This window comes from Pseudarthrobacter sp. NPDC058119 (genome assembly GCF_042884655.1).
Taxonomy (GTDB): Bacteria; Actinomycetota; Actinomycetes; order Actinomycetales; family Micrococcaceae; genus Arthrobacter.
Genome location: NZ_JBHVTN010000002.1, coordinates 245,103 through 260,269 on the forward strand (window position 1 = coordinate 245,103; position 15,167 = coordinate 260,269).

A 15,167-nucleotide genomic window follows, 5' to 3' on the forward strand; every position below is an offset into this window, starting at 1 on the left:
CCCGATGCCGTCCCCCGGGGAGGCTGGTGGGGCTGTTCGCCGGGGGTGGAAGGCGGCCGGAGCACGGGCCGGCGTTTGAGACAATGGCTGCATGCGAACTTTGGGCAGCTCCTCGTCATCCGCCAAACCCGCCAGGGCCGGTTTCTCGATGTTCCGGATCAGTGGGCCGGGCCTGATGGTCCTGGTGACGGCGTTCATCGTGGCCGTCATCTTCGCCGCCAACCAGAACGACGTCGTCGGCTGGGTTGTTGCCGTCATCGCCGCCTTCTGGCTTGCCCTGGCCGCGTTCGTGGTCTTCAGCATCCAACGGGCCGCAAAAAAGGCCGGCGCCAAGCTGTCCGAGGCCCAAAGCGCCTTCCACACCGCAACCGGCCGCGGCCCGGCGCAGGCCCCAGCCGATCACGGCGGCACCCGGGTGGTCTACGAACGCACCGAGGCCGACGAGGTGCGCGACCTGAAACTGGACCACTCCTTCAAGATCGTCCAGGTGCAGATCCGCGTGGTCGAAGAGGAACGTGTCAAGGGCGCGGCCGCCAACCAGGACACCATCAACCGCGCCCTCGAGACCATCGAAATCACAGCCACCAATGCCCGCGACATGATCAAGTCCTCCGGCGGCAGCGGAGAGCCGGTGACCGGAACCATCATCGACTAGAGTGGAACGGGTGAGCTCGGCATTGAACAAGGACCACCTTCGCATCGCATCAGTCAACGTCAACGGCCTCCGGGCTGCCTACAAAAACGGCATGGCGGCGTGGCTGGAGCCGCGCGAAGTGGACATCCTCTGCCTGCAGGAAGTGCGCGCCCCTGACGCGATCGTCCGGGAGCTGCTCGGGGAAGGCTGGCACATCCTGCACGCCGAAGCCGAAGCAAAAGGCCGTGCCGGCGTCGCCATTGCCTCCCGCCAGGAGCCGCTCGAAACCAGGAACGTCATTGGCGATGACTACTTCGCTACCGCCGGGCGCTGGGTGGAGGCCGATTTCCGCGTCCCTGACGCTGCGGGAAACCCTGTCCAACTCACTGTTGCCAGCGCCTACGTGCACTCCGGCGAGGTAGGGACTCCCAAGCAGGACGACAAGTACCGCTTCCTTGACGTCATGAGCACCCGGCTTCCGGAGCTGACCAAGCACAGCGACCACGCGCTGGTGGTGGGGGACTTGAACGTCGCCCACACGCCCCGGGACATCAAAAACTCCAAGGGCAACCTCAAGAAGGCGGGCCACCTGCCGGAGGAACGCGCCTACTTCGACCGTTTCTTCGGCGAGGAAATCGGCTGGCATGACGTCCACCGGAACCTTGCCGGCGACGTCGACGGGCCGTACACGTGGTGGTCCTGGCGCGGCAAAGCGTTCGACAACGACACCGGGTGGCGCATCGACTACCACATGGCGACACCGGAACTGGCAGCATCGGCCATTTCCGCCGTGGTGGACCGTGCAGCCTCCTGGGACACCCGCTTCTCCGACCACGCCCCGCTGGTAGTCGACTACCAGCTCTGAGCACGAAAGTTTTTCCATGACCACCCAGACTGCCCCCACCGCCAAGAAGCGCATCCTTTCCGGCGCCAAGCCCACCGCAGACTCCCTGCACCTCGGCAATTACATCGGCGCCGTGCGCAATTGGGTGGACATGCAGGCGGAATACGACGCCGTGTTCTTCATCCCGGACCTGCATGCCATCACGGTGGATTTCGACCCCGCCGAACTGGCCAAGCGCACCCGCATTGTGGCGGCGCAGTACATTGCTGCCGGCATCGACCCGGACAAGAGCATCTTCTTTGTCCAGTCCCACGTCCCGGAGCACGCGCAGCTCGCCTGGGCGCTGAACTGCATCACCGGGTTTGGTGAGGCGTCCCGGATGACGCAGTTCAAGGACAAGACCCAGAAGTCCGGCGCCGACGCCGCCACGCTGGGCCTTTTCGCCTATCCCACGCTGATGGCCGCCGATATCCTCCTTTACCAGAGCGACCTGGTGCCGGTGGGCGAGGACCAGCGGCAGCACCTGGAACTGACCCGGAACCTCGCGCAGCGTTTCAACACCCGGTTCGGCCACACGTTCACGGTTCCGGAAGCTACGATCGTGAAGGAAAGCGCCAAGATCTACGACCTCCAGAACCCCAGCGCCAAGATGTCCAAGACGGGGGAGTCCCCCAACGGTGCCATCCAGCTGCTGGAGGATCCCAAGATCGCCGCAAAGCGCATCAAGTCCGCAGTGACCGACGCCGGCACGGACATCCGCTTCGACGCCGAGGAGAAGCCCGGGGTTTCCAACCTGCTGACCATCTACTCTTCCCTTACCGGAAAATCGGTGGCGGAACTCGAAGCGGAGTACCAGGGCAAGATGTACGGGCACCTCAAAGTGGACCTCGCAGAGGTGGTGGTGGACTTCATCACCCCGCTCCGCAACCGGACCAACGAGCTCATGGCCGATCCCGCCGAGCTGGACCGGCTGCTGGCCCTCGGCGCGGAACGTGCCCGGGAGATCGCCTCGGCCACCCTGGGCCAGGTGTACCAGCGCATGGGTTTCCTGCCTTCCCTCAGCCTCGCAGGGGTCCGCTAGCGCCATGTCTTCGGGAAACGCCACCGCCAGGGGAGGTGCCTGCTCTGCCGGCCAGGTGGAGCGGACCCTGGCCGACCGCTTCGAAGACGGGGCCGGCCACGCTGCCGCGGCCGGCCATGACCCGGGCCGCAGCGAAGAAATCAGTGTGGGCGTCATCCTGGGCTTTCCGGCCGAGGTCGCGGGGGAACTGCAGCGCTGGCGGGCGTCCTTTGGCGATCCGCTGGCCGACGTCGTGCCGGCGCACATCACGCTGGTGACCACCACTCCCACCCAGGACTGGGAGGCCACCCGCCGGCATGTCCGCGAGGTGGCCCGCTGCCAGAGCCCCTTCATGGTCACCATTGCCGGGACCGGAACCTTCCGGCCCGTTTCACCCGTGGTCTTCATCAACGTCGAAGACGGGTTCGATCACTGCGTGGACCTGCACCGCAAGCTGCAGCAGGGTCCCCTGCACCGCGAGCTGCCCTTTGCCTACCATCCCCACGTCACCATCGCCCACGATGTTGCCCCGGAAAGCCTGGATGAGGCCGAAACGGTGCTGAAAAACTACAGGGCCACCTTCCCCGTGGTTAGCATGGGACTCTATGAGCATGATGCCGACGGCATCTGGCAGCTACGGGAAGAGCTGGACTTTGGGACCGAAACTGACAACCACGAAGGCACCCGCACCACGGACGCCGTCCAGGACGCCCCAACCGACGCAGGGTAACCAACAGCCGCTGCCCACCGAACACGCCAAGCTGAAGCTGGAGGTCATCCAGAAGCGGATGGAGTGGAACCGGGCCCGCAGGTCCGGCGGGAAGTTTGGGGCCCTGATGGCGCTGGTGCAGTGGCTGACCGCCCGGCTGAACGTCCTGCGGCCAATGCGCGCGTTCAAGCACTACACACTCCACTACGGCCCGCTGATGAGCGCCGGCATCGGCTTCAACATGTTCTTTTCCATCACCGGCCTGCTGGCCACCGGGTTCTCGATTGCCGGCCTGGTGCTGCGCGGCCAGCCGGCACTACTGGACACCATCATCAGCAGCGTGGCAACCAGCGCCCCCGGCCTTTTGAAGGTCAACGGCGGGGAGGGACTGGTGGACCCCAAGGACCTGCTCGATCCCAACGGGCTCGGCTGGACTGCGCTGATCAGTGCCGTCGTCACCATCATCACGTCCCTGGGCTGGATCAACGGCCTCCGGGACGGCCTCCGCGGCGTCCTGCAGCTGCCGCCGCTGATGGTCAACCCCATCCTGATGAAGCTGCGCGACTCCGGCACGCTGCTGCTGCTGGGCACGGCCCTGGTCATCAGTGCCGGCGCCTCGCTGGTCTTCGGCACCGCTGCCGGATGGGTCTCGGACTTCCTGCACCTCAGCGATGCCCTCGCCGGTCCCCTCACCACCTCCGTGAAGATCGTCGTGCCGCTGGTCCTGAACTGGGTCACGGCACTGATCATGTTCCGGCTGGCCGCAGGGTTGAAGCTGTCCCGCCAGGCGCTGCTCGAAGGCACCATCCTGGCGGCCGTGGGCACCACTGTCCTGCAGATCTTCAGCACCGAGCTGCTGGGCGGCGCCAGCCGGAACCCCATCCTGGCGCCGTTCGCCATCATCATCGGCCTGCTCATCTGGTTCAACCTGGTCAGCCAGGTCTACCTTGTCTCGGCAGGGTGGTCCGCCGTCCGAGAAGCCGACCTGGAGTCCGGGGCAGCCCCGCGGAAGGCGATCCTCGGGGCCCGGCGGGCAACGCCCCAGACCTGATCCTGGAGCCCCTCAGGGGGCGGCAGGCGCCGGGTTCAGGCAGTGGCTGCGTCCAGGTACTGGTCGGCCCACGCTGCGATGATCCTCGCTGCACGGGCGGCCTGGCCCTTGCCGGTCAGGAGATGGTCGCTTCCCTCCAGGGAGACGAAATTCCGGGGGTGCCGGGCGGTCTGGAAGATGGTGCTGGCATTTTCGATCCCCACGGTGTTGTCGGTGGGGGAGTGCAGTACCATCAGCGGCTTATGCAACTGCCTGATGCAGTCGGTCAAGTCGGCATTCTCCAGGTCCTCCACGAAGTGCCGGCGGATCTCCACCCGCTTGCCGCCCAGGTCCACCTCGGCGCTGCCCTCACTCAGGATCCGGTCCAGGGCCGCATCGAACACGTGGGCCACGTGCTTCGGGGAGAAGGGCGCCCCCACGGTGGCCACGGCATCGAGTTCGGGAATTTCGCGCGCAGCGGCAAGGACCGCCGCGCCGCCGAACGAATGGCCCACCAGCAGTGAGATTTCCTTGCCCTCACCGCGCATGAACTCCGCCGCCTTCACCGTGTCAGCCACCTTGTGGCTGAACGATCCCGCGGACCATTCACCGGCGGAGCCACCGAGGCCCAGGTTGTCGAAGCGCAGCATGCCGATTCCGCTGTCCGCCAGCGCCTTGCACATCCTGGATGCGGAGGGGCTGTCCTTGCCGAGCGTAAAGCCGTGCGAGAAGACACCCCAGCCCTTGACGGGACCTTCGGGCAGGTCGATGATGCCGGACAGCATTTCGCCGGTGGAACCGGTGAAGGACACTCTTTCGGTGTGGGACATGGGGGCCCTTTCTGCGGACGGACAGCTTGCTCTATCAGCTTTGGTCCCAAACCCCCGGTTTGGGGACCAAAGCTGATAGGGCATCCGGGGTGAATAAGTGCTGAAACGATCGACGGCGCCCCCCACCGCATGTGGTGAGGGACGCCGTCGGCCGTTTACCTGGAGTTGAAGGTGCTAGATCTTGCGGGCCAGGATGGCCTGCTTGACCTCTGCGATGGCCTGCGTGACCTGGATGCCGCGGGGGCATGCCTCCGAGCAGTTGAAGGTGGTGCGGCAACGCCACACGCCTTCCTTGTCGTTGAGGATTTCCAGGCGCATGTCGCCGGCGTCATCACGGGAGTCGAAGATGAAGCGGTGTGCGTTCACGATTGCGGCGGGGCCGAAGTACTGCCCGTCCGTCCAGAACACCGGGCAGGAGGACGTGCAAGCGGCGCAGAGGATGCACTTGGTGGTGTCATCAAAGCGCTCACGGTCCTCTGCGGACTGCAGGCGCTCCTGGGTGGGCTCGTGGCCCTTGTTGATGAGGAAGGGCATGACTTCGCGGTACGACTGGAAGAACGGCTCCATGTCCACGATCAGGTCCTTCTCCACCGGCAGGCCCTTGATGGGTTCCACGGTGATGGGCTTGGACGTGTCCAGGTCCTTCAGCAGGGTCTTGCAGGCAAGGCGGTTGCGGCCGTTGATGCGCATGGCATCCGAGCCGCATACGCCGTGCGCGCAGGAGCGGCGGAAGGACAGGGTGCCATCCGTTTCCCACTTGACCTTGTGCAGGGCGTCCAGGACACGGTCCGTGCCGTACATCGTCAGGTGGAAGTCGTCCCAGGTTGCTTCCTCGGAAACTTCCGGGTTGTACCGGCGGACCCGCAGGTGGACATCGAACGTGGGGATTTCCCCACCCCCGCCAACGCCGGCAGGCAGTTCAACCTTTGAGGCTGGCTCAGCGATTTCAGCGGTCATCTTAGTACTTCCTCACCATCGGCTCGTAGCGGGTAAAGACAACCGGCTTGGTGGCGAGGCGGATGCCGGCGATTGATTCCGCCGATCCGTCGGCCGGCGCATGGTCATCCTTGTACGCCATGGAGTGCTTCATGAATTTCTCGTCGTCACGCTCGGGGAAGTCCTCGCGGAAGTGCCCGCCGCGGGATTCCTCGCGGTGCAGGGCGGCCACGGTCATTACCTTGGCCAGTTCCAGCAGGAAGCCGAGCTCAACGGCCTCCAGCAGGTCCAGGTTGAAGCGCTTGCCCTTGTCCTGGACGTTGATGCGCTTGTAGCGCTCCTCGAAGGAGGCGATGTCGCGCAGCACCTGGTTCAGGGTATCGGCCGTGCGGAACACCTGCATGTTGGCGTCCATGGTGTCCTGCAGTTCCTTGCGGATCTGGGCCACCTTTTCGTCGCCGGTGCCGTTGCGGGCAATGTCCAGCAGCTCGGTGGTGTAGCCCAGCGGGTTCTCCGGCAGTTCCACGAACTCGGCCGTCTTCGCGTACTCGGCGGCGGCCACGCCGGCCCGCTTGCCGAACACGTTGATGTCCAGCAGGGAGTTGGTGCCCAGGCGGTTGGAGCCGTGGACGGACACGCAGGCCACTTCACCGGCGGCGTAGAGGCCTGGCACCACAGTGTCGTTATCCTGCAGGACCTCGGTTTGAATGTTCGTCGGGATACCGCCCATGGCGTAGTGCGCGGTAGGGAACACCGGCACGGGCTCGGTGTACGGTTCCACACCCAGGTAGGTGCGGGCGAACTCGGTGATGTCCGGGAGCTTGGCGTCGATGTGGGCCGGCTCCAGGTGGGTCAGGTCGAGGAGGACGTAGTCCTTGTTCGGGCCGCAGCCGCGGCCTTCGCGGACCTCGTTGGCCATGGAGCGGGCCACGATGTCGCGCGGCGCCAGGTCCTTGATGGTGGGGGCGTAGCGCTCCATGAAGCGTTCACCCTCGGAGTTGCGGAGGATTGCGCCTTCACCGCGGGCGGCCTCGGAGAGCAGGATGCCCAGGCCGGCGAGGCCGGTCGGGTGGAACTGGAAGAACTCCATGTCTTCCAGGGGGATGCCGCGGCGGAACGCGATGCCCATGCCGTCGCCGGTCAGGGTGTGGGCGTTGGACGTGGTCTTGAAGACCTTGCCGGCGCCACCGGAGGCGAACACTACGGACTTGGCCTGGAAAACGTGCAGTTCACCGGAGGCGAGGTCGTAGGAGACGACGCCGGCCACGCGCTTCTGCTTGTAGGGGGTGCCGTCTTCGCGGACAGCGTCCTCTTCAACCGTCAGCAGGTCCAGCACGTAGTACTCGTTGTAGAACTCCACGTTGTGCTTGACGCAGTTTTGGTACAGGGTCTGGAGGATCATGTGGCCGGTGCGGTCGGCGGCGTAGCATGCACGGCGGACCGGGGCCTTGCCGTGGTCGCGGGTGTGGCCGCCGAAGCGGCGCTGGTCGATGCGGCCTTCGGGCGTGCGGTTGAACGGCAGGCCCATCTTTTCCAGGTCCAGCACGGCGTCGATGGCTTCCTTGGCCATGACCTCGGCGGCGTCCTGGTCAACCAGGTAGTCGCCGCCCTTGACGGTGTCGAACGTGTGCCATTCCCAGTTGTCTTCCTCGACATTGGCAAGGGCTGCACACATGCCACCCTGCGCCGCACCCGTGTGCGAGCGGGTGGGGTAGAGCTTGGTCAGTACTGCTGTGCGCGCGCGCTGACCGGATTCGATCGCGGCGCGCATGCCAGCGCCACCGGCACCGACGATGACGACGTCGTACTTATGGACCTGCATACCAGACGCTCTTTCTCTCAAAATTCGCTATGAAACAACGGGGCGGCTTTGCCTGCTCCGCAAAACAGGGCCCGCGGATAAGCCCGCGGGCCCGGGGATGTGCCAGTGCTAGGCAGGGCAGAAGCCACCCGGAAGGGCGACGCCGTTCACCACGGGGCACGGGTTGAAGGTGAAGATCACCAAGGTGCCCAAGAGGATGATGACCACTGCGGCCGCGTAAAGGACCGTCTTCAGCCAGCGCCGGGTGGACGTCTTCTCGGCGTAGTCGTTGATGATGGTCCGCACGCCGTTGGTGCCGTGCAGCATGGCCAGCCAGAGCATGGCCAGGTCCCAGAACTGCCAGAACGGATCCGCCCACTTGCCGGCCACGAAGCCGAAGTCGATGGCATGGATGCCCTCGCCGACCATGAGGTTCACAAACAGGTGGCCGAAGATCAGCACCACCAGCACCACGCCGGAGAGGCGCATGAACAGCCAGGCGATCATCTCGAAGTTGCCCTTGGAACCGCCGCTGCGGCGGTACTGGGGGGCGACGCGCCCGCTGCGGGGGCTCTCGATCGTTGCAGTCATGGCTTAGTGACCTCCGAGGGCGAGGGACAGGTGGCGGATGGAGAAGGCAAGCATGGTCACAAGCCAAAGGGCCAGGACTGCCCACAGCATCTGCCGCTGGTACTTGGCGCCCTTCTTCCAGAAGTCGACCGCGATGATCCGCAGGCCGTTGAAGGCGTGGAAGACGATGGCGGCAACAAGGCCGGTCTCACCCAGCGCCATCGGCGGATTCTTGTAGGCGCCGATCACGGCGGTGTAGGCCTCCGGTGACACACGCACCAAGGAGGTGTCCAGGACGTGGACCAACAAGAAGAAAAAGATCACTACACCGGTAATACGGTGTCCTACCCAGGACCACATGCCTTCACGGCCGCGGTACAAGGTGCCAGCTGGTTTTGTCGGCACTGATAAACCTCCCTGCAACACAGCGGCGCTGGCATGAGATCCATGCGGGGGGAACGCCTGCTGCGAGAGCACTCGTAGCTCAGGCCTAAATCTAGGCTTCGCTAACAGCTTATTCAATTTAGTCGTTTGTTGGTGCCCAGTGCTGGAGCGGATTTTGCGGGGAAATGAGACAAACACCACATCATTGCGGACGCCCGGGCCCGTGGGCTGCCCAAATCGCGGGCCCATCCGCCGCCACAGGAGCCGGCGGCAGCCCTTCGGCTAAAGTAGCCGTGATGAGTACAGACAAAGTGACAAGCCCGGCTTCACCCCTTGACCGCTTCATTGCGGTGATTCCGGCAGGCGGAGTGGGGACCCGCCTCTGGCCCCTGTCACGAGCAGCAGCTCCCAAGTTCCTTCACGATCTCACGGGATCGGGCAGCACATTGCTGCGCGCCACCTACGACCGGCTGCACCCCCTCGCGGGCGACCGGATGCTGGTGGTGACCGGGCAGGCGCACCGCGCAGCAGTGTGCCGGCAGCTCCCTGAGGTCCGCGACTCGGACCTGGTCCTGGAATCGGAACCCAAGGACTCCGGCGCGGCGATCGGCCTCGCGGCCGCGATCCTGCACGAACGCGATCCCGACACCATCATGGGGTCGTTCGCCGCCGACCAGGTCATCAGCCCGGACGACCTCTTCCAACAGGCGGTCCGGGAAGCGATCCACACCGCTGCCGCAGGCAAGATCGTTACCATCGGCATCAAGCCCACCCACCCCTCCACCGGCTTCGGCTACATCCGTTCCGGCAAAGCCCTGCACATCGACGGCGCACCCAGCGCCCACGACGTGGTGGAGTTCGTGGAAAAGCCGGATGAGGTTGTGGCACAGCAGTACGTGGACAGCGGCGACTACGTCTGGAATGCCGGCATGTTCGTGGCGCCCGTGTCGCTGATGCTCAAGCACCTCGAGGCCAACCAGCCTGAACTCTTCCAGGGCCTGCAGGAAATCGCGCGGGCCTGGGATACGCCCCAGCGTGATGAGGTGACGGCCCGGATCTGGCCCACCCTGCCCAAGATCGCCATCGACTATGCAGTGGCCGAGCCCGCCGCCGAAGCCGGGGACGTCGCCGTCGTACCCGGTACTTTCCGCTGGGACGACGTTGGGGACTTCGCCTCGGTTGGCCGCCTTAACAGCGCCAAGGAAGTGGACGACGTCACCGTCCTTGGCGAAGGCGCCCGCGTGTTCACCGAGAACTCGAGCGGCGTTGTGGTCACCGACACCAAGCGCGTCATCGCGCTGATCGGCATCCAGGATGTTGTCATCGTGGATACGCCCGATGCCCTCCTGGTGACCACCATGGCCAATTCCCAGCGCGTGAAGGCCGCCGTGGATGCGCTCAAGGCGAGCGGGGACACGGACGTCCTATGACCGGCAACCCTGCCGGCACCGACAGTGCCGGCAGGACCGGAATGTAATGCGTCGTCAGGGAATGGGCGCTAAACCCGCCACCCTCGCTAGAGTGAAACAGTGCGCAATTACACTACTGAAGCCGAGCCCACTGCACTGGTGGCCCCCTGGCTCGAACCGCTCCTGCCGGACCTGATCGAATTCCGCCGGGACCTGCATGCGCACCCTGAACTGTCCTTCAAGGAGTTCCGCACCACGGACAAGCTCGCCGAACGGCTCGAAGCCGCAGGGCTGAGCCCCCGCCGCCTGGAGGGAACGGGCCTGACGGTGGACGTGGGCGAGGGGCCCATCGCCACGGCACTGCGCGGCGATATTGATGCCCTGCCCATCATCGAGGAGACGGGCCTGCCCTTCGCTTCGAAGAACCATGGCGTCACCCATGCCTGCGGCCACGACGTGCACACCACCACCATGCTTGGCATCGCCCTGGTGCTGCACCGGATGCACCAGGACACGCCCCTCGGCGCCACGGTCCGGATCATCTTCCAGCCCGCCGAGGAAACCATGCCCGGCGGCGCCCACGCCTGCATCGAGCAGGGTGTCCTGGACGGCGTCCCCCGGATCCTCGCGCTGCACTGCGACCCCCGCATCGAAGTGGGAAAGGTCGGGACCCGGATCGGGGCCATCACGTCCGCGTCGGACACCATCCGGATCGAACTCTCCGGCCGCGGCGGCCATACGTCGCGGCCACACCTCACCGAGGACCTGGTGTTCGCGCTGGCGCAGATCGCCATCAATGTTCCGGCCGTGCTGTCCCGGCGGGTTGATGTCCGGAGTGGCGTTTCAGTGGTGTGGGGCCAGATCACGGCGGGCTCCGCCCCCAATGCGATCCCCGGCACCGGCTACATGGCGGGCACCATGCGCTGCCTGGACAGGGACGCGTGGCACGCCGCCGGTGAACTGCTGGACGAAGTGGTGCACCAGGTGGCCGCACCCTACGGCGTCGACGTCCACCTCGAACACACCAGGGGAGTGCCGCCCGTGGTCAACTCCGAACACGAGACAGCCATCATCGAGGCAGCCGCCCGCGCCGAAATCGGTGAGAGCGCCGTGGTCCTGACGCCCCAGTCCATGGGCGGGGAGGACTTTGCCTGGTTCCTCGCGGAGCTTCCCGGCGCCATGATGCGCCTGGGCACCAAAACGCCCGGCGGCGAGGACTACGACCTGCACCGCGGCGACTACATCTTGGATGAGCGCGCCCTGGGCCTCGGCATCAGGGTGCTCACCGCGGCCGCCCTGCGCACCATCCGCGACCTGGAGCCGGCCCCCCTTTCCTAGCCGCGCCGCCCGCCAGGGCACTGCCGGTGGTGCCGGGCCGCCGTCGGGAAAGCACGACGGCGGGGCAAGCCATGGGTGCCGCCGGCATAGTTAAGTTGTGCACAATTGAATTGTGCGTTACCGTTGTTTCATGACCGAAGCACCCCGCCTGGACCGGCAAGTATGTTTTGCGCTCTACTCGGCGTCCCGGGCCGCCACAGCCGTATACCGGCCGGTGCTGGACGAGCTGGGCCTCACCTATCCGCAGTACCTGGTCATGCTGGTGCTGTGGGAGAGCGAGCCCCGGGGCGTCAAGGAGCTCGGTGGAGAACTCGGCCTTGATTCGGGTACGCTCTCGCCCCTGCTAAAGCGCCTGGAGGTGCTCGGGCTGGTGGAACGCCGGCGCTCCGGCGAAGACGAACGCCGCGTCGCGATCCACCTCACGCCGGCCGGGCGGAGCCTCAGTGGGCCGGCCCGGGCCATCCCGCAGCGGTTGGCTGACGCCGCCGGGCTCTCCCTGGACGAGCTGGAACAGCTTCGCTCCACCCTGGGCAAGCTCACGGCCGCGCTGCATGAATCCCTCTGACCGCTGAACCAGGCACCATTCCATCTACAGGACGGACTTTTTCGTGAAGACTCTCTATACCGCCGAGGCGCTGGCTTCGGGCGAAGGGCGTGACGGCACCGCACGCAGTAATGACGGCAGGCTGGCTGTGGACCTGGCCAGCCCCGCCGAGCTCGGCGGCAGCGGACAGGGCACCAACCCCGAACAGCTCTTCGCCGCCGGCTATGCCGCCTGCTTCCATTCCGCGCTGCGGCTGGTTGGCCGCAAGGCAGGCGCAGACCTGACCGATTCGGCCGTCGCAGCAAAAATCCATCTTGGGCAACTGGATGGGGGCGCCGGGTTTGGGCTGGCCGCCGAACTGGAAATAGCCCTCCCCGCGCTGGACCTTGCCACCGCAGAAGACCTGGTGGCCAAGGCGCACCAGGTCTGCCCCTACTCGAACGCCACCCGCGGCAACATCAATGTCGACCTCAAGATCCTGGAGTACGCAGCATGAGCACAGCCCTGGCAACCACCACCCGCGAAATCCGCCTGGCCTCCCGCCCCGTGGGCCGCCCCACCGGCGACAACTTCGAGCTGGCGGAGTCGGCACTGCCCGCCCTCGAAGACGGCCAGATCCTGGTGCGCAACCTCTTCATGTCCGTGGACCCCTACATGCGGGGCCGCATGAATGACGCCAAGTCCTACTCCGCTCCCTTCGCCGTGGGCAAAGCGCTCGACGGCGGCGCCGTGGGTGAGGTGGTCGCGTCCCGTTCGTCGGCACACCAGGAGGGCGACGTCGTCGTCCATTCCCTGGGCTGGCGGGAGTACGCGGTGGTGGACGGCAGCACCGCCACCCCGGCCCGCACCGACCTGGCGCCGCCTTCGGCCTTCCTCGGCGCCCTGGGCATGACCGGGCTGACGGCCTACGCCGGCCTGCTGAAGGTTGCAGAATTCAAGCCGGGGGACGCGGTGTTCGTCTCCGGTGCCGCCGGTGCGGTGGGTTCCCTGGTGGGCCAGATCGCCAAGGCCATGGGCGCGTCACGGGTCATCGGCTCCGCCGGCTCGCCCGCCAAGGTGGCCCGCCTCCTGGAGCTCGGCTTCGACGCCGCATTCGACTACCACGACGGTCCGGTCGTGGAGCAACTGGAGAAGGCGGCAGGCCCGGCCGGCATCGACGTCTACTTCGACAACGTTGGCGGTGAACACCTGGAGGCCGCCCTGGCGGTCCTCAACGTTGGCGGCCGGGTGGCGATGTGCGGCGCAATCGCGCAGTACAACTCCACGGAGCCCACTCCCGCTCCGCACAACCTGATGCAGGCCATCGGCAAGCAGCTGACCCTGCGCGGCTTCCTGGTGGGCGGCCAGCGGCAACATGCGGCCGAGTTCGCCGGGAAGATGGCAGGCTGGCTGGCGGACGGAACGGTGCGCTACGACGAGACAATCGTTGATGGGCTGGAGAACGCGCCAAAGGCCTTCATGGACCTCCTGGAAGGGGCGAACACCGGCAAGATGCTGGTCCGGCTGTAACCCAGGCACTGATCACAACCGAACAACCACAAGCAGTAGGGGCGCCTCCCTTGGAGGCGCCCCTACTGCTTGGTAACAACTTGTAAACAATCTCCGGGGTCAGCTCCCGACGTGCTATGGGGACGTGGCGCAGGCCACTAAAGTAAGTGCCATCAGTGCGCTCCGGCGCAGTGCTGCGTGCCTTCAGTGAAAACAGAATTTCAGCGCCGAAACGGACACTCATTGAATTCCGCCCGTAGTGCCACTCGCATCATCCCTGGAGGAAAATTGAAGAAATCACTGCGTGCCGGCTTCAAGCGCGGTTCAATGGCCGGTGTGGCCACCCTCGGTGCGTCCGCCTTGCTGCTCACCGGTTGCGGAGCCGCTCCGACCGCGTCAGGCCCCTCTGGTTCAGCGACCGCCTCCGACTACACCGCTTGCATGGTGTCCGACTCCGGAGGATTCGATGACAAATCGTTCAACCAGTCCGGCTACGAGGGCCTGCAGAGCGCCGTTAAGGACCTCGGCATCAAGGAAAAGCACGTCCAGTCCAAGGCTGACACGGACTACGACCCCAACCTCCGATCCATGGTCCAGCAGGGCTGCAAGCTGACCGTGACCGTCGGCTTCCTGCTCGGCGACGCCACCAAGTCCATCGCGACGGCCAACCCGAACAGCCACTTCGCAATCATCGACTACAATGACCCCGCGTTCCCCAAGAACGTCAAGCCGATCGTCTACGACACGGCCCAGGCCGCGTTCCTGGCGGGCTATTTGGCAGCAGGAACCTCCAAGACCGGGAAGGTCGCAACCTTCGGCGGCATCAACATCCCCACGGTGACCATCTTCATGGACGGCTTTGCCGATGGCGTGAAGTACTACAACGAGAAGAAGGGCAAGAGCGTACAGCTCATCGGTTGGGACAAGGACAAGCAGGACGGCACCTTCGTCGGTGACTTCAAGCAGGTGGATAAGGGCAAGGTCCTGACCCAGGGTTTCCTTGACCAGGGCGCGGACATTGTCCTTCCCGTGGCTGGACCCGTTGGTGGCGGCGCGGGCAGCGCGATCCTCGACGCCAAGTCCAAGGGCAAGGACGCCAAGCTCATCTGGGTTGACTCCGATGGCTACCTGACCGCTCCGGACTACAAGTCCGTGATCCTCTCCTCCGTCCAGAAGACCATGTCCACCGCAGTCGAGGCGGTCATCAAGGACGATAAGGACGGCAAGTTCGACGCATCGCCGTACATCGGAACCCTTGCAAACGGCGGCGTGGCCCTGGCTCCGTTCCACGATCTCGATTCCGCCGTGCCGGCAGACCTGAAGAGCGACCTGGACCAGCTCAAGAAGGACATCGTCTCCGGCACCGTCAAGGTCGAGTCGAAGTCCAGCCCCACCAAGTAGCACCGAACCCCGGGGCGCGCTGCCCTTCCGCCGTTACCCCGGCCGGAGGGCAGCGCGTTCTGCTTTGCTGGCACCTTACCGCAGCCAGCACCATGCCGGCGGTCCTCATTGCCGCCTGCGTGCCCTGCCCAGGAACCACCCGTGACACTAGGCTGGGACTACCCGCTGCCTTGCCGCCGACAGCGCGGC

16 protein-coding genes are annotated in these 15,167 nt (G+C 65.5%); 11 read left to right on the forward strand and 5 right to left on the reverse strand.

Annotated features, from left to right (window positions below; all coding sequences use genetic code 11):
* Positions 1–91 precede the first annotated feature (91 nt).
* The 5 genes from ACFVTD_RS06150 to ACFVTD_RS06170 are packed head-to-tail and all read left to right on the forward strand — an operon-like array spanning position 92 to position 4,298.
* Positions 92–655 (forward strand): hypothetical protein, encoded by a 564-nt coding sequence (locus ACFVTD_RS06150; RefSeq protein WP_387559634.1) that lies wholly within the window; start codon positions 92–94, stop codon positions 653–655.
* Between the two features lie 10 nt (positions 656–665).
* Positions 666–1,499, forward strand: a complete 834-nt coding sequence (locus tag ACFVTD_RS06155) for an exodeoxyribonuclease III (protein ID WP_387559637.1) — start codon at positions 666–668, stop codon at positions 1,497–1,499.
* 16 nt (positions 1,500–1,515) lie between these two features.
* The gene (trpS, locus tag ACFVTD_RS06160) at positions 1,516–2,559 is read left to right on the forward strand and encodes a tryptophan--tRNA ligase (protein ID WP_387559640.1); all 1,044 of its coding nucleotides are present in this window, start codon (positions 1,516–1,518) and stop codon (positions 2,557–2,559) included.
* Positions 2,560–2,563: 4 nt separating this feature from the next.
* On the forward strand, positions 2,564–3,268 hold the full coding sequence (locus ACFVTD_RS06165) for a 2'-5' RNA ligase family protein (protein ID WP_387559643.1): 705 nt from the start codon (positions 2,564–2,566) through the stop codon (positions 3,266–3,268).
* A gap of 58 nt (positions 3,269–3,326) precedes the next feature.
* On the forward strand, positions 3,327–4,298 hold the full coding sequence (locus ACFVTD_RS06170) for a YihY/virulence factor BrkB family protein (RefSeq protein ID WP_387559645.1): 972 nt from the start codon (positions 3,327–3,329) through the stop codon (positions 4,296–4,298).
* 35 nt (positions 4,299–4,333) lie between these two features.
* On the opposite strand, the gene ACFVTD_RS06175 is transcribed toward ACFVTD_RS06170, so the two are convergent.
* The 5 genes from ACFVTD_RS06175 to sdhC all read right to left on the reverse strand — a co-directional run bounded on the left by ACFVTD_RS06175 (position 4,334) and on the right by sdhC (position 8,819).
* A complete protein-coding gene (locus ACFVTD_RS06175; protein ID WP_387559648.1) occupies positions 4,334–5,107 on the reverse strand; it encodes an alpha/beta hydrolase family protein in 774 nt (257 codons plus the stop codon).
* Positions 5,108–5,281: 174 nt separating this feature from the next.
* Entirely contained in the window at positions 5,282–6,064 is a 783-nt protein-coding gene (locus tag ACFVTD_RS06180; RefSeq protein WP_387559650.1) for a succinate dehydrogenase iron-sulfur subunit, read from the reverse strand.
* A gap of 1 nt (position 6,065) precedes the next feature.
* Positions 6,066–7,865: a succinate dehydrogenase flavoprotein subunit gene (sdhA, locus tag ACFVTD_RS06185; protein ID WP_387559653.1), complete on the reverse strand. Its 1,800-nt coding sequence runs from the start codon at positions 7,863–7,865 to the stop codon at positions 6,066–6,068.
* 108 nt (positions 7,866–7,973) lie between these two features.
* Positions 7,974–8,435 (reverse strand): succinate dehydrogenase hydrophobic membrane anchor subunit, encoded by a 462-nt coding sequence (locus ACFVTD_RS06190; RefSeq protein WP_387559656.1) that lies wholly within the window; start codon positions 8,433–8,435, stop codon positions 7,974–7,976.
* 3 nt (positions 8,436–8,438) lie between these two features.
* Entirely contained in the window at positions 8,439–8,819 is a 381-nt protein-coding gene (gene sdhC / locus ACFVTD_RS06195) for a succinate dehydrogenase, cytochrome b556 subunit (RefSeq protein WP_387559659.1), read from the reverse strand.
* A gap of 275 nt (positions 8,820–9,094) precedes the next feature.
* On the opposite strand from sdhC, the gene ACFVTD_RS06200 reads away from it, so the two are divergent.
* The 6 genes from ACFVTD_RS06200 to ACFVTD_RS06225 all read left to right on the forward strand — a co-directional run bounded on the left by ACFVTD_RS06200 (position 9,095) and on the right by ACFVTD_RS06225 (position 14,978).
* Complete coding sequence (locus ACFVTD_RS06200; protein WP_387559662.1) at positions 9,095–10,228, forward strand: mannose-1-phosphate guanylyltransferase; 1,134 nt, start codon at positions 9,095–9,097, stop codon at positions 10,226–10,228.
* A gap of 99 nt (positions 10,229–10,327) precedes the next feature.
* Entirely contained in the window at positions 10,328–11,545 is a 1,218-nt protein-coding gene (locus tag ACFVTD_RS06205) for an amidohydrolase (protein ID WP_387559665.1), read from the forward strand.
* A gap of 130 nt (positions 11,546–11,675) precedes the next feature.
* Complete coding sequence (locus ACFVTD_RS06210; protein WP_387559668.1) at positions 11,676–12,110, forward strand: MarR family winged helix-turn-helix transcriptional regulator; 435 nt, start codon at positions 11,676–11,678, stop codon at positions 12,108–12,110.
* Between the two features lie 43 nt (positions 12,111–12,153).
* Complete coding sequence (locus ACFVTD_RS06215) at positions 12,154–12,585, forward strand: organic hydroperoxide resistance protein (RefSeq protein WP_387559671.1); 432 nt, start codon at positions 12,154–12,156, stop codon at positions 12,583–12,585.
* Entirely contained in the window at positions 12,582–13,598 is a 1,017-nt protein-coding gene (locus tag ACFVTD_RS06220) for an NADP-dependent oxidoreductase (protein WP_387559674.1), read from the forward strand. Before ACFVTD_RS06215 ends, ACFVTD_RS06220 begins: the two co-directional genes overlap by 4 nt.
* Positions 13,599–13,865: 267 nt before the next feature.
* Positions 13,866–14,978, forward strand: coding sequence for a BMP family protein (locus ACFVTD_RS06225; protein ID WP_387559677.1), 1,113 nt, complete (start codon positions 13,866–13,868; stop codon positions 14,976–14,978).
* Positions 14,979–15,167: the final 189 nt, after the last annotated feature.

Coding starts and splice junctions, on each gene's coding strand:
- ACFVTD_RS06150 (WP_387559634.1), top strand. CDS start 92: ATGCGAACTTTGGGCAGCTCCTCGTCATCCGCCAAACCCGCCAGGGCC.
- ACFVTD_RS06165 (WP_387559643.1), top strand. CDS start 2,564: ATGTCTTCGGGAAACGCCACCGCCAGGGGAGGTGCCTGCTCTGCCGGC.
- ACFVTD_RS06175 (WP_387559648.1), bottom strand. CDS start 5,107: ATGTCCCACACCGAAAGAGTGTCCTTCACCGGTTCCACCGGCGAAATG.
- ACFVTD_RS06180 (WP_387559650.1), bottom strand. CDS start 6,064: ATGACCGCTGAAATCGCTGAGCCAGCCTCAAAGGTTGAACTGCCTGCC.
- ACFVTD_RS06210 (WP_387559668.1), top strand. CDS start 11,676: ATGACCGAAGCACCCCGCCTGGACCGGCAAGTATGTTTTGCGCTCTAC.
- ACFVTD_RS06170 (WP_387559645.1), top strand. CDS start 3,327: ATGGAGTGGAACCGGGCCCGCAGGTCCGGCGGGAAGTTTGGGGCCCTG.
- trpS (WP_387559640.1), top strand. CDS start 1,516: ATGACCACCCAGACTGCCCCCACCGCCAAGAAGCGCATCCTTTCCGGC.
- sdhA (WP_387559653.1), bottom strand. CDS start 7,865: ATGCAGGTCCATAAGTACGACGTCGTCATCGTCGGTGCCGGTGGCGCT.
- ACFVTD_RS06220 (WP_387559674.1), top strand. CDS start 12,582: ATGAGCACAGCCCTGGCAACCACCACCCGCGAAATCCGCCTGGCCTCC.
- ACFVTD_RS06200 (WP_387559662.1), top strand. CDS start 9,095: ATGAGTACAGACAAAGTGACAAGCCCGGCTTCACCCCTTGACCGCTTC.
- ACFVTD_RS06190 (WP_387559656.1), bottom strand. CDS start 8,435: ATGACTGCAACGATCGAGAGCCCCCGCAGCGGGCGCGTCGCCCCCCAG.